Raw genomic sequence first — 14,612 nt, forward strand, 5'->3', positions numbered from 1 at the left:
GGCTGAAGGGATCGGTCTTGAAAACCGACAGGGGTGTAACAGCCCGCGGGGGTTCGAATCCCTCTTACTCCTTACTGAATTAGAAAAAGTCCGCGATAGATTTAATCTATCGCGGACTTTTTTGTTGTTAATGTTCGTTACAAATCATTCTTCCTCTTTCAGTTAATTTAATGAGGGCTGCATAGCCTTTTCCTTTTTTAAGGACGCTCGCATTTCCAGCTTGTACGAGTAGATTTAAAGTTGATAGTTCTTCTTTGGTTAATTTTGAATATCGATAGTAACCATTCCCGATTTTGTGCATTAATTTTCCTTCTTTAGTTGATCCTAATACAGTTGTCATGCGTCGTTCCCTTCTTTCTATTTTTTTATAAGAATATGGTAATACGTTCATATGCATTTGTCTGTATCAAATTTGTGAAATGTTTAACAAAGTGAGTTTCGTTTTTGAACAAACGAATATCGAGATCCTAGTTTTGGTTTGTAAACATAAGTGAAATTTAAGTCAAAAATAGTGTCTTAAATGTAATGTATAATTGCCAAAAAATAAACAATTTAACATTCTTTCCCTTTTCTGAGCATTACTATTGAAATCTTTCCTTTTATTTGATAACTTTAAATTGAAATTTACTATATTCTTGGGAGGAATTTTACAATGTCAAAATTTGAATTACCACAATTACCTTATGCGTACGATGCTTTAGAACCACACTTTGATAAAGAAACTATGAATATTCACCACACTCGTCACCACAATACATATATCACAAACTTAAATGCTGCTTTAGAAGGTAAAGAAGTAGCTGCATCTTCAATTGAAGAATTAATTTCAAACTTAGATGCACTTCCAGAAGGTATTCGTACAGCAGTACGTAACAATGGTGGCGGTCACGCTAACCACAGCTTATTCTGGACTTTATTAACTCCAGAAGGTACTGGCACTCCAGTTGGAGAAGTAGCAGAAGCAATCAACGCTAAATTCGGTAGCTTAGATGAGTTTAAAGCTGCTTTCACTCAAGCTGCATTAACTCGTTTCGGTTCTGGTTGGGCATGGTTAGTAGTAAATAATGGTGAGTTAGAAGTGACTAGCACAGCTAACCAAGATTCTCCATTAATGGAAGGTAAAACACCAATCTTAGGATTAGATGTATGGGAGCATGCTTACTACCTAAACTATCAAAACAAACGCCCTGATTACGTTGGTGCATTCTGGAACGTAGTAAACTGGGAAAAAGTAGAAGAATTATACCAAGCAGCAAAATAATTTTTAATTATAAAAAACACTACTTAGATTATCTAGGTAGTGTTTTTTTATTGAGTTTTAATAAAGTATACATTGGTAAATTTGAAGAGTATTCGGCGTAGTATCAACTACATCTCTGCCTTCGCCTAAAAGACATGCTCGTCACTTGACGAGTTTTCTTTATTTAAAAAGGATAAATTTTCTTTTACTCGGAAAACTAGTTCATGAGACAAAGGAGAGTTTTTTATGAGTAAGTGGAAATTTTTAATAGGTGATGTGGATTTAAACAGAGATTTGATTTTATTATTAAGTGTTGGTGGATTATTTACTTTTGCGACAGCTCTTGCGAGTACATTTGTAAATGTTTATTTATGGAAGCAATCACATGATTATTTACCGATTGCCTCTTACCAATTTTCGATTGCATTTTTTCAAGCTCTTACATTTATTATTGCTGGTAGATTAGCCAAAACAATTGATCGAGTGGTTATTTTAAGAGTAGGGATTTCTTTTTTAGCGATATTTTATATTGTTGTACTGTTATTTGAAACGAAAACACTACTCGCGACAGTATTAATAGGTGCGATCTTAGGAATAGGAAATGGGTGCTATTATTTAGCATTTAATTTGCTAACGTTTGAAGTTACGGAACCTGATACTAGACAATTCTTTAATGGTTTCTTAGGACTTATTAGTTCGTTTACTGGAATGCTTGGACCATTTATAGCTGGTGCAATAATTTCATCTATGATTGGAAATAAGGGCTATCATTTTGTGTTTTTGGCAGCGGTAATTTTATTTGTATGTGCAGTAGTATTAAGTTGTTTCTTAATTAGAAGAGAACTTGATAGTGAATTTAATCTGAAGAGAGTGATTTTAGAAAGAAAATTAAATGAAAATTGGCGTAAAGTAACTTATGCTAATTTTTTCCAAGGCATTCGAGAAGGTATTTTTATGTTTGTTATTTCAATTTATATTTTCTTATCAACTGGAAGTGAATTTGCTTTAGGAAAGTATGGATTAATAACTTCATTAATTAGTTTTATTACATATTATATTGTTACACGTCTAATTAAAGAAAATTATAGAATGAAATCAATATTCTTTGGCGGTTTTTTGTTATTTATTGCTGTTTTTGTAATCGCTTTTAAAGTAACGTTTACATTATTAATTATTTACGGTGCAATAATTTCTTTAGCATATCCAATCATTTTAGTACCTTACTTATCTTTAACATATGATATAATAGGAAAATCGTATAAGGCCAGGGAATATAGAGTTGAATATATTGTCATACGTGAAGTGTATTTAAACAGTGGTAGAATGCTTTCAATCGCAATCTTTATTGTGTGCACTGCTTTATTTCCACCAAAGCAAGTCATTCCAGTACTGATGTGTTTATTTGGTACAGGACACTTTTTGGTCTACTTTGTTATGAGGAAAATGGAATTTAAACATGCTTAACCTGATGTTTTCACAAATTTGTCAAAAATATAGCTGTGATTCTATTTCAAAATCAATCAAAAAATGATATTTAGTATTAGTAGAAAAAAGAGGAGAAAAAATGAATAAACCTAAGAAATATAAAATCATATTACCAACACGGCTTAATACACTATTTTTTCTTGTGTTTGTCCTATTTTCTTTATTGATTCTAAGATTAGGTGTTGTACAAATTGTTAAAGGTGAAGACTATAAATTAGAATTAGAACGAACAGAAAATATGACCGTCGATCAATCCGTACCTAGGGGGAAAATTTTAGACCGTAATGGGAAGGTTGTAGTAGATAATACACCTTTACGTACTATTACGTATACAAGAAAAAAAGGTACGACATCTGGTGAGCTTTTAACGATGGCGACAAAATTAACTCAATATCTTCGTATGCCAGTTGATAAGATAATGGAAAGAGATAAAAAAGATTATTGGTTACTTAATCATCCAGATGAGGCGAAAAAACTAGTTTCAAAAAAGGAAGATAAAAAATTAAAAAAAGAATTCAAAGATGATGATGCAGGTTACAATAAAGCGTATTATAATTTGCAACTTGATAAAATTACACAAGCTGATATTGATTCACTAAGTGCAAAAGACTTGCAAATTCTTGCTATTTACAAGCAAATGAGCGTAGGTTATGCATTAACTCCGCAATCTATTAAAAGTGAGGGAGTTACTGAGGAAGAGTATGCTCGAGTTAGTGAACATTTGGACGAGCTACCAGGTGTAGATGTAACGACTGATTGGGAACGAAAGTACGTTTATAAAGATACTTTCAGAACAATTTTAGGAAATATTACATCAGAAAAAGAAGGATTACCTGCTCAGAACGTTGATTATTATTTAGCACGTGGTTACGATCGTAATGACCGCGTAGGAAAAAGTTATATTGAAAAACAATATGAAGATGTTTTACGTGGTACAAAAGGTAAAGCGCAAAATGTAATTGATTCAAATGGAAATGTTGTTGATACAAAAGTTATTACAGAAGGTGAACCGGGAAGTGATCTTGTACTTTCTATTGATATTGACCTTCAAGGTAAAGTTGATGAAATTGTAAAAAGAGAACTTTTAAAAGCAAAAGCTACATCAAATGGTAAATACTTAGATAGAGCATTTGTAACAATGATGAACCCGAAAACGGGTGAAATTTTAGCAATGTCAGGTAAACAAATTGTGAAAGACAAAAAAACAGGGAAATTAAAAGTAGTCGATTACGCAACTGGAAATCTTACTTCATCTTATGAGATGGGTTCAACCGTAAAAGGTGCAACTGTTTTAACTGGTTATCAAACAGGTGCAATTACACCTGGTCAACGTCAATTCGATACACCGATTAAAATTGCAGGTACACCTGTAAAAGCATCTTATAAAAATATGGGATGGATCAGTGATTTAGATGCGTTAAAGAGATCTTCAAACGTATATATGTTCCGAACAGCAATGGCAATCGGACATGCGCATTATGTTGAGAATAAACCTTTAGACATAGATGTAAGAGCTTTTGATACTTTCCGTAATAGTTTTAGTGAATTTGGACTTGGCGTTAAAACGGGAATTGATTTACCAAATGAAGCAATCGGATTTAAAGGTGTAGATAAGAGTCCAGGTTTCTTACTTGATATGGCGATTGGCCAGTATGATACGTATACACCACTACAATTAGCTCAATATGTATCGACAATCGCAAATGGCGGTTACAGAATTCAGCCACATGTTGCAAAGGAACTAAGACAACCTTCAATTGGTGATGACTCAGGGGTAATAAGACAAGAGTTCAAACCAAAAGTATTAAATCGAATTGATATGAAAGATTCATACATCGATCGTGTTAAGACAGGTTTTTATAAAGTTTATAATGAACAAGGTGGTACTGCCCGTCCTTACTTCTTAGGAGTAGATTATAAAATTGCAGGTAAAACAGGTACTGCCCAATCTGTATACGATGGACCAGATCGTAAAAAATATAATGGTCCTCAAAAAACGTATAACTTAACACTGATTGGTTATGCTCCATATGACAATCCTGAAATTGCTTTTTCAGTTGTAGTTCCTTGGTTACAAAGTGACCAAGCCCCAGTTAATAAATATATTGGTCGTGGAATCATGGATGAATATTTTAAACTGAAAAAAGAAAGACAATCAGAAACTACTGATGAGCCAAAAGATAATGTTGACACACAAAATACTACTGATAATACGCAAAATAAGAATCAATAATGAAAAAAAGAGAAGGACATAATCCTTCTCTTTTTTTATGTACATTAAAATAAATTTTCAAGCAAAGAAAACTCGACAAGGGTTCCAATTTTAGGTATTAATGTCATCGTCTAAAGTTACTTTTTAATATTCTAAGAGTATATTCGTACTCTTTACATAATCTTTACATTCGGTTAAAACGGTTTTAATAGTTTGAGAATATGATTATTGATGTAATGTATTACTAATTTAAAACGATTTTTAATGTTAGATATTGTTTAGTTAATAAATTGATACTAGTAAATAGAAAGATTCCTTTAGGATGAGAGGGGACATGAAGTTATGACGACTACATTAATAAGAGAGAATGAAGTTCAAAATAGTGATACTGAAGAGACAACTACAAACTTAAACAAATCAATTGTTTATGATACACAAAATTTAAATTTATGGTATGGACAAGATAAAGCTTTAAAAAACATTAATTTAAGCATTTATGAAAATGAAGTAACAGCGATTATCGGACCAAGTGGTTGCGGTAAATCAACCTATTTAAAAACATTAAATCGTATGGTTGAGTTAGTTCCTACTGTAAGAACAGAAGGGAAAATTCTATACCGTGATCAAGATATTTTTGATAAAAACTATCCTGTTGAAGAATTAAGAACGCATGTAGGAATGGTGTTCCAAAAACCAAACGTTTTCCCTAAATCGATTTGGGAAAATGTTGCTTACGGTCCAAAAATTCATGGTATTAAAGATAAAGCTACTTTAAATCAAATTGTTGAAAAAAGTTTAAAAGGTGCAGCGATCTGGGATGAAGTTAAAGATCGTTTACATGAAAATGCATATGGACTATCAGGAGGACAACAACAACGTTTATGTATTGCCCGTTGTTTAGCTATTGAGCCAGATGTTATTTTAATGGATGAGCCTACTTCTGCTTTAGACCCAATTTCAACTTTGAAAGTTGAAGAACTAATTCATGATTTGAAGAAAGAATTTAGTATTATTATTGTTACTCATAACATGCAACAAGCTGCACGTGTTTCAGATAAAACAGCATTCTTCTTAAGTGGCGAAGTTGTTGAATTCACAGAAACAAATAAATTATTCTCAACACCTAAAGACAAACGAACTGAAGATTATATTACTGGACGATTCGGTTAATAGAAGGGGTAATGGTGACTAGTTATGAGAAATCAATTTGAAGCAGATTTAAAAACATTACAGGCAATGATCATTGAACTAGCTGAAAAAACACAAAAAGCAGTTATAAAAAGTATGGATGCTTTTCGTAATGAAAATATTGAAATGGCATTAGAAGTAATTGATGAAGATGATCGTATTAATAAATTAGAAAAAGAAATTAATGAATTAATCGTAGTCATTATTACAAGACAACAACCAGTTGCAGTTGATTTAAGAAGAAATTTAACGGCTATAAAAATTGCACATGATTTAGAGCGAGTTGCTGATTACGCAGTTAATATTGCTAAATCGACAATCCGTATTCGTAGTCGTCAAGAAAATCTACCTTTAGAAAATATTGAAAAAATGCATACGTTAGGTTTAGAAATGTTGTCAAAAGCTGCTGAGGCATATCGAACAGAGGACTTGCAAGCAGCGAAAGAAATCGGTGAAATTGATGACAATGTTGACGAACTTTATGGAACTACTGTTCAAACATTGATGACGAGCATTGCAGATTCTCCAGAGCATGTTGCCAATATTATGCAAATGGCATTTATTTGTAGATATCTAGAAAGAATTGCAGATTATGCAACAAATATTGCAGAGAATATTTATTATTTAGTTAAAGGTAAGCATTATTTATTAAATCAATAATAATTAGGGTGTTCAGATAACTATCTCCTGAACACCCTTTTGTCATAAATATGTAATATGAAGCATACTTCTTTAACGAGTATAAAATATTGGGGTGGTGGTATGAATGAAAGTTGTTATCTTAGCTGGAGGATACGGTCAAAGGCTTTTACCAATTACTAGCAACATACCTAAACCACTATTACCAATTGCAAATAGAGCGGCTATTGAACATTTATTACTTCATTTAACAAGATTAGGATTTAACGAATTTATTATCCAACTTCACTATATGTCGCAAGCCATTATTGAAACAATCAATGCGATGAAATTAAAAAATGTTTTAATCGATTTTATTATAGAAGAAAAAAGTTTGGGGTCTGCGGGATGTTTGAGACTTTCTAACCATTATTTGAAAGAGCCATTTCTTTTAGTAAACGGAGATATTTTATTCGACGGAGATATTAAGGAAGCAATTAAAATTCATTTTGAAAATAGAAGTGATTTCTCTATGTTTGTAAAACAAGTTGATAATTGTGGTTCATATGGGAATGTAAAAGTAAAAAATGGACAAATAATCGACTTTGTAGAAAAACCAAACGAAGGAAATGAAATTAGTAAACTCGTAAATACAGGAATTTATATTATGAATCCTGAACTATTAAAGCATATTCCGGATAATTGTTATTTTGACATAAGTAATGATTTAATCCCTCTATTGCTAAAAGAAAATATTAGATTACATGCACATCATTTAGATGGATACTGGATTGATTATGGGACGCCAAGGCGGTTTGCAAAGCTTAACATAGATTGGATTGAAGAAAAATTAAATCTTCCAATTCCTGCTGTTCAAATTTTGCCACGAATCTTCTTAGGTGAACATGTAACCATTAATAATAATGTCAAGATCGTTTCACCTGTTATTATAGGTAATGATGTGACAATCGAAGAAAACTGTATAATTGGTCCTTATGTTTCAATAAGTTCTAATATTCGAATCGATCAAGGTAGTGTTTTACATCATCAAGCAGTATTTCAAAAATATACTCTGAATTATGAAAATAAATTTATACATAATTCAATAAAAAAAATATCAAAAGAAATGCATTGAATCAATAAAAACTATGGAAATTATCGCGAAAGAATGTTATTATATACAAGTCTGATTATGTCACTATGTCAGGAGGGAAAATAAAATGCGCGTAAATATTACATTAGCATGTACAGAATGCGGAGATCGTAACTATATCACTACTAAAAATAAACGTAATAACCCAGACCGTCTTGAGCTTAAAAAATATTGCCCAAGACTTAAAAAAGTTACAGTTCATCGCGAAACAAAGTAAGCAGTAGGAATATTCCTACTGTTTTTTTTATATTTATCAGAGTCACAGAAAGAGCAGGAAAGCACATAGGACAGGAACTATTTAGAGGAAATCAATAAAGTTCTCTAAAATGTTGTATCATGTATCGGAATTCAACATTTTTTAAGTGTGCAAAAAATAAAGTATTTGATTTTTGGTGTTGAATATCATTAAATTTAATCGAATATTAACAATTTTTCTTTATAATCTAAAAAGAACAAAATTTCGTTTAATCGTTCATTAATCAAGCTGGAGGGTTTTTTATGGAAAAAAAAGAAATCAGAAACGCCATGATTAAAAATTTGAATACAATTACAATTGAAAATCGAGAACAAAAATCAAAGCAAATTATTGATAGGTTGATTAATACAGATTTTTGGAAAAGTGCTGATATTATAGCTACTACTATTCCAATGGAACATGAAATAAACACTAAATATCTTATAACTGCTTGTTGGGATGCAAAAAAAACCGTTGTTGTACCAAAATGCAATCATAAAACAAAAGAAATGCAATTTTATAAGATAAACTCTTTTAATGATCTGGAAAAAGGCTATTTTGGGCTTCAGGAGCCGATTGAAATGAAATGTGAGAAAATAAGTAAGGAAGAAATTGATCTCGTAATTGTACCCGGAGTAGCTTTTACATATAACGGTGAACGATTAGGATATGGCGGTGGGTATTATGATCGCTTTTTAGTAGGATACAATAACTATTTAGCTGCTTTAGCTTATGACGTCCAAATGATTGAAAATATACCAATTGAAAAACACGATATCAAAATTCCATTTATTTATACTGAAACAAAAAGTATACAAGTCATTTAAAAAGTGCATAAGTAAACACGATTTGTTTGAAAATATATAAGACAATTACCGCTAGTGTTAAATAGATACAAACATTTATAAAATTTTTTGTAACAAATTTGTAAAAAGTTTCACAAACTTTTTGCTGATATACATATATAATAAAAATGTCTCAAATATACTAACACATTTATTACACATGAAGAGGTGGATTATATGTTACACAAAGAAGTTAATCGTGTTGCACTTATCGGAACTGGAGCAGTTGGAGCGAGTTATGCTTTCGGTATGTTAAATAAAGGTGTTGCGGAAGAGTTAGTTATGATTGATTTAAATAAAGACAAAGCTGAAGGCGATGCGATGGATTTAAGTCATTGTCTACCTTTTGTTAGTTCAAGAACAAAAATTTGGGCTGGAGATTACAGCGATTGTAAAGAAGCAAATTTAGTTGTTATTACAGCAGGTGCTGCTCAAAAGCCAGGTGAAACACGTTTGGATTTAGTAGCTAAAAACTGTGCCATTTTTAAAGGAATCATAGGAGATATTATGGCATCAGGTTTTGATGGTATTTTCTTAATTGCTACAAATCCTGTAGATATTCTAACATATGCAACTTGGAAATTCTCTGGTCTACCGAAAGAACGAGTTATTGGATCAGGTACAAGTTTAGATACTGCACGTTTCAGATATATGCTTGGAGATTATTTTAATGTAGATGCAAGAAACATCCACGGATATATTATTGGTGAACATGGAGATAGTGAGCTTCCAGTTTGGTCACAAACAACTGTAGGGACTCAACCAATTAATCAAATTCTAAAGAAAAATCCAAAGTATAGTCAAAGAGAGCTTGATGAAATCTTTTTAAATACACGTGATGCTGCATATCATATTATTAAGAAAAAAGGTGCAACATATTACGGAATTGGAATGGGCTTAGTGAGATTAACTAAGGCAATCCTTAAAAATGAAAATAGTATCATTACTGTTTCTGCATATTTAGAGGGACAATACGGCGAAAATGATATTTACATTGGAGTTCCAGCAGTTATTAATCGTGGTGGAATTCGTGAAATAGTTGAACTTGATTTAAATGAACTAGAACAACGTCAGTTTAAAAATTCAGTTGATACTTTAAGAAAAACGATGACGCCTATTTTATAAATATATCTACAAAATAAGACCTCTTTTAAAAGAGGTCTTATTATATTTCTTGATATTTGAAAAATGCTTAAACATTCGATATTGTTAACTTATTATAACAAACAGATAGGAAGATTCTTTTGAGAAAAGTGAAAAAGAAAACAAATCGAAAATTTATTTTGATTTTAATAACATTATTTATTGTTGGACTAGCTCTTTTAGTTAGAAAACAAAATAACTTTGATTTCATACTACATAAGTCTGAAAACAAGAAAGAAGCGACTGCACCAAAATTCCCAAATTATGATAACACCTCCACAGAAGCTGAAGATGGCTTGTTAGAGGTTACAAATCCAAAGTCAAATTTAGTTTTAGTGAATAAAGAAAGAAAGCTTCCTAATGGATATGAACCGACTGATTTAGTTTATCCGATTGTTCCACTACATGGAGTAAACAAGGCTAAGACTTTAATGAGGAAAGAAGCTGCTCATGCATTAGAAAAACTATTTGAACGTGCTGAAAAAGATGGAATCCAACTAACGCCAGTTTCTGCCTATCGTTCATTTGATAGACAGCAAAGCTTATATAATTATTACATTCAAATTCATGGAGAAGAGTGGACACACTCATATAGTGCAGTACCAGGTACAAGTGAACATCAAACTGGATTAGCAATGGATGTCTCATCTCCTAAGTTTGGAAATAAGCTTGAGAAGGAATTTGGCGAAACAAAAGAAGGTGCTTGGTTAGCAGATCATGCGCATGAATATGGTTTTGTAATCCGATATCCTGAGGATAAAGTAAATATTACGGAATATCATTATGAGCCATGGCATATTAGATATATTGGTATTAAATATGCCACTTATCTTTATAAAAAAGATTTGGTTTTAGAGGAAGTGATGAAACCAAAAAAGAAAAAAACACATTGAAATTAAACGGATTGTTTGCTTTTTCACATTGACGAGCAACTGTTTCCAACTTATACTAAATACATATTTAGAAGATAAAATAATAGGAGTTAAGCATGAAATCCGTATATGATATTCAACAATTTCTAAAGAATTATGGCACCATTATTTATACCGGGGATCGTCAAGCTGACTTGATGTTAATGCAAGATGAACTTAAAGAACTATTTCTAGCAAATATTCTTGATAGTAAAGATTTACAAGTAGCTACGTTAATACTAAAAAAAGAGTTTGATGAAATAAAAAAATTAAACGATTTGAAGTAATCGTTTTTTTTAGACATATATGCAAGCGGTTTCACCGCAGAGGGAGAGTCGTATGGAAAAATTGATTGTAGGTGTAGATTTAGGTGGTACAAGTATTAAATTGGCATTATTAACAAATGACGGACAATTTATAGAAAAATGGGAAGTTCCAACGGATAAATCAGATAGTGGGAAGCAAATCCCAAAAACAATAACATTAGCAATAGAAGAAAAACTTAAGCAGTTGAATAAAACTAAAGATGACGTAGCTGGTATCGGTATTGGTGCTCCAGGTTCAGTTCGATTAGAAGATGGTCTAATATTTGCGGCAGTTAACTTAGGTTGGGTTAATTTTCCACTAAAAGAAATATTAGAGAAAGAATCTGGAATTCCGGTCATTGTAGATAATGATGCCAACATTGCAGCTGTTGGTGAAATGTGGAAAGGTGCAGGTAATGGCGCAAAAGATGTAGTTATGGTAACACTTGGAACTGGTGTTGGCGGAGGAGTTATTGTAAATGGTGATGTAGCGCATGGAATCAGTGGATCGGCTGGTGAAATTGGTCATATAACAGTTCAACTTGAAAATGGAGTATTATGTAACTGTGGTAAGATTGGATGCTTAGAAACAATTTCTTCAGCTACTGGAATTGCAAGAATTGCAAATGAAAAACTACAAGAAACAACAAAAGATACGATTCTAAAAGAAATGTCGAATGGTGGACCTTTAACAACTAAGCATGTTTTTGAGGCATATGCTAAAGGTGATGAAGTTGCTGAAGAAATCATTCATTACGTAATGAAATATTTAGCGTTAGTGCTAGCTGGAGTAGGGAATACGTTAAATCCGGAAAACATTATTATCGGTGGTGGTGTATCAAATGCTGGGGAATTGTTATTAAAGCCACTAAAGAAATATTTTGATGAATTTGCTTTTACTACTGTACGCGAATCGACAAAACTTTCAATCGCTCAATTAGGTAATGATGCTGGTGCAATTGGAGCAGCATATTTAGTCAAAAAATTTATTACTAATGAAATTTAATTTATATTTAAGGTACTTCTAATTGAAGTACCTTATTATGTTTATTAGATTGAATTAATAAAAAAAATAGTTTATTTGACGATGAAGTAGTTATGTGATAAATTGAATGACGTTAGAAAAAACCTAAGGTGCGTCAAAATTTTTTAATTCGATTCAACTACGAAAATTCAGAAATGTATTAATTGTAATTAAACCAAAAATTCTTGGTAATGAACACCAATAACATAGATATGTGAAATGACAAACATTGTATAAGTATAGATATAGATTAGTAGTTTTGAAAGAGGAGGAAGAGAATATGTGGTTTTTTAAAAACTTTGGTTTTCCTTTACTTGCAGTATTCCTTTTATGGATTAAAGCAACATTATTAAGTCAGTTCTTTTTTGATTTAGAAATTGAAAATTCAATGCAAGAGTTTATTTTAATTATTGCCCCTATATCTTCATTATTAATATTTATAGGTATAGGTCTGTTTGCAAAAGGTCCTAAACGAAATAGAGCAATTATTTGGATTAGTTCTATCATGTCATTAATATTAGTTGCTGACACAGCTTACTATTCATTTTTTGACGATTTCGTAACGATTCCAGTATTATTTATGACACAGAACTTTGGCGATTTAGGTTCAAGTGTGAAAGCAATGATCAGTTATAAAACGATCTTAGCTTTCTCAGATATTTTTATCCTAATTGCAGTAAATTATTTCTGGGGTAAAAAATTCTTTACAACTGGAAACATTAGAGCAAAAGCAAGAACAGCATATTTCTTAGCAGCGGTAGCTATTTTCTTAGTTAACCTTGGATTAGCAGAAACTGAGCGTCCACAATTATTAACGCGTTCATTTGATAGAGAGTATATTGTAAAATTCTTAGGTCTATACAATTACCATTTATATGATATGGTTATTCAATCAAAAACATCTGCTCAAAAAGCGATGGCTGATGATAGTCAATTAGCTGGTATTGAAAACTTTATTCGTGCAAACGATACAGGTGTGAATGCACAATTACATGGTAAATATAAAGGAAAAAACGTCGTAGTAGTTTCATTAGAATCACTACAAAATTTCGTAATTGGTCGAAAAGTTGATGGACAAGAAATAACTCCTTTCTTAAATAAATTTACAAAAGAAAGTTATTATTTTGATAATTTTTACCACCAAACTGGACAAGGTAAAACATCTGATGCTGAATTCTTAATTGATAATAGTTTATTCCCATTAGATCGTGGTGCTGTATACTTTACTAACAGTAGTAATACGTTTACAGCTACACCAGCAATTCTTAAAAAGGATCAAAACTATTACACATCAGTAATGCATTCAAATAATAAATCGTTCTGGAACCGTGATATGATGTATCCAAGTCTAGGCTACGATCGTTATTATAATGAAGTTGATTTTAAAGTATCTGCAGCAACTTCAGTTGGCTGGGGATTAAAAGATAAATATTTCGTTGAACAAGCTGTAGACAAAATGGCTGCTGAGCCAAAACCGTTCTACAACCGAATGATTACTTTAACAAACCATTATCCTTTCGAATTAAACGATGAAGATTTAATGATTCCTCGTTTGAAAACAGGGGATCAAACTGTAGATAATTATGTAACAACTGTTCGTTATTTAGATGAATCAATTAAACACTTTATTGAAGAAATGAAAGCAAAAGGTTTATACGATAATACAATCATTGTTATGTATGGTGACCACTATGGTATTTCTGAAAACCATAACCGTGCAATGAGTGAAGTATTAGGTCAAGAAATCACTCCTGCTGAGCATGTGAAATTACAAAAAGTTCCATTCTTTATCCATGTACCTGGACAAACGAAGGGTGAAACAATTCATAAAGTTGCAGGTCAAATTGACGTAAAACCTACTATCTTAAACTTATTAGGTGAAGATCCAAATAAAACATCAATCAACTTTGGTAATGATATATTCTCTCCAAAACACAAAAACTTTGTAGTTTTCCGTGATGGAACAATTGTTACTGATAAATATATTTATACTGGTGAGAAGATGTATGATCCAAATACTGGTGAAGAATTAAAAGGACAAAAACCACCTAAAGAAGATTTAGCTAAAGCAAATAAATCACTTGAGTATTCAAACTCAATTATTTATAAAGATTTACTTCGATTCTACGAAGTTAAATATAACAAAGCTGATACTAAGTTTGAATAAACCAAAAAAGCACTTCCTTAATGGAAGTGCTTTTCTTTTTTTTCATTACATACAATTAACTAGAAAGTAATAGTGAGGTGAAAATA

The 14,612-nt window shown here is 31.6% G+C and carries 14 protein-coding genes; 13 read left to right on the plus strand and 1 reads right to left on the minus strand.

All coding sequences use genetic code 11. From position 1 onward, the window contains the following. Positions 1-127 precede the first annotated feature (127 nt). Entirely contained in the window at positions 128-340 is a 213-nt protein-coding gene (locus B7R67_RS12995; protein ID WP_088071084.1) for a hypothetical protein, read from the minus strand. Positions 341-652: 312 nt separating this feature from the next. On the opposite strand from B7R67_RS12995, the gene B7R67_RS13000 reads away from it, so the two are divergent. The 13 genes from B7R67_RS13000 (at position 653) to B7R67_RS13060 (ending at position 14,526) form a co-directional block, all read left to right on the plus strand. Next, the gene (locus B7R67_RS13000) at positions 653-1,261 is read left to right on the plus strand and encodes a superoxide dismutase (RefSeq protein WP_088071086.1); all 609 of its coding nucleotides are present in this window, start codon (positions 653-655) and stop codon (positions 1,259-1,261) included. Positions 1,262-1,486: 225 nt separating this feature from the next. After that, positions 1,487-2,704 (plus strand): MFS transporter, encoded by a 1,218-nt coding sequence (locus B7R67_RS13005; RefSeq protein WP_088071089.1) that lies wholly within the window; start codon positions 1,487-1,489, stop codon positions 2,702-2,704. 100 nt (positions 2,705-2,804) lie between these two features. Further along, a complete protein-coding gene (locus B7R67_RS13010) occupies positions 2,805-4,958 on the plus strand; it encodes a peptidoglycan D,D-transpeptidase FtsI family protein (protein WP_088071091.1) in 2,154 nt (717 codons plus the stop codon). Positions 4,959-5,279: 321 nt separating this feature from the next. Next, the gene (gene pstB / locus B7R67_RS13015; RefSeq protein ID WP_088071093.1) at positions 5,280-6,107 is read left to right on the plus strand and encodes a phosphate ABC transporter ATP-binding protein PstB; all 828 of its coding nucleotides are present in this window, start codon (positions 5,280-5,282) and stop codon (positions 6,105-6,107) included. Positions 6,108-6,131: 24 nt separating this feature from the next. After that, the gene (gene phoU / locus B7R67_RS13020) at positions 6,132-6,785 is read left to right on the plus strand and encodes a phosphate signaling complex protein PhoU (protein WP_088071095.1); all 654 of its coding nucleotides are present in this window, start codon (positions 6,132-6,134) and stop codon (positions 6,783-6,785) included. A 106-nt stretch (positions 6,786-6,891) separates the two neighbouring features. Further along, positions 6,892-7,878, plus strand: a complete 987-nt coding sequence (locus B7R67_RS13025; protein ID WP_088071097.1) for a sugar phosphate nucleotidyltransferase — start codon at positions 6,892-6,894, stop codon at positions 7,876-7,878. An 85-nt stretch (positions 7,879-7,963) separates the two neighbouring features. Next, positions 7,964-8,113, plus strand: coding sequence for a 50S ribosomal protein L33 (gene rpmG / locus B7R67_RS13030; protein ID WP_056475024.1), 150 nt, complete (start codon positions 7,964-7,966; stop codon positions 8,111-8,113). A gap of 281 nt (positions 8,114-8,394) precedes the next feature. Beyond that, the gene (locus tag B7R67_RS13035; protein WP_088071098.1) at positions 8,395-8,958 is read left to right on the plus strand and encodes a 5-formyltetrahydrofolate cyclo-ligase; all 564 of its coding nucleotides are present in this window, start codon (positions 8,395-8,397) and stop codon (positions 8,956-8,958) included. A 195-nt stretch (positions 8,959-9,153) separates the two neighbouring features. Continuing rightward, on the plus strand, positions 9,154-10,101 hold the full coding sequence (locus B7R67_RS13040) for an L-lactate dehydrogenase (protein ID WP_088071100.1): 948 nt from the start codon (positions 9,154-9,156) through the stop codon (positions 10,099-10,101). A 128-nt stretch (positions 10,102-10,229) separates the two neighbouring features. Continuing rightward, positions 10,230-11,012, plus strand: coding sequence for a M15 family metallopeptidase (locus B7R67_RS13045; protein WP_088071196.1), 783 nt, complete (start codon positions 10,230-10,232; stop codon positions 11,010-11,012). 95 nt (positions 11,013-11,107) lie between these two features. Further along, positions 11,108-11,317 (plus strand): YqgQ family protein, encoded by a 210-nt coding sequence (locus B7R67_RS13050; RefSeq protein ID WP_088071102.1) that lies wholly within the window; start codon positions 11,108-11,110, stop codon positions 11,315-11,317. 52 nt (positions 11,318-11,369) lie between these two features. Continuing rightward, positions 11,370-12,341, plus strand: a complete 972-nt coding sequence (locus tag B7R67_RS13055; RefSeq protein ID WP_088071104.1) for an ROK family glucokinase — start codon at positions 11,370-11,372, stop codon at positions 12,339-12,341. 277 nt (positions 12,342-12,618) lie between these two features. Further along, positions 12,619-14,526 carry an LTA synthase family protein gene (locus B7R67_RS13060; RefSeq protein WP_407920399.1) on the plus strand — a complete coding sequence of 636 codons (1,908 nt, stop codon included), beginning with the start codon at positions 12,619-12,621 and terminating at the stop codon, positions 14,524-14,526. Positions 14,527-14,612: the final 86 nt, after the last annotated feature.

The organism is Gottfriedia luciferensis (assembly GCF_002156865.1).
In the GTDB taxonomy this organism is placed as follows: Bacteria; Bacillota; Bacilli; order Bacillales; family Bacillaceae_G; genus Gottfriedia; species Gottfriedia luciferensis.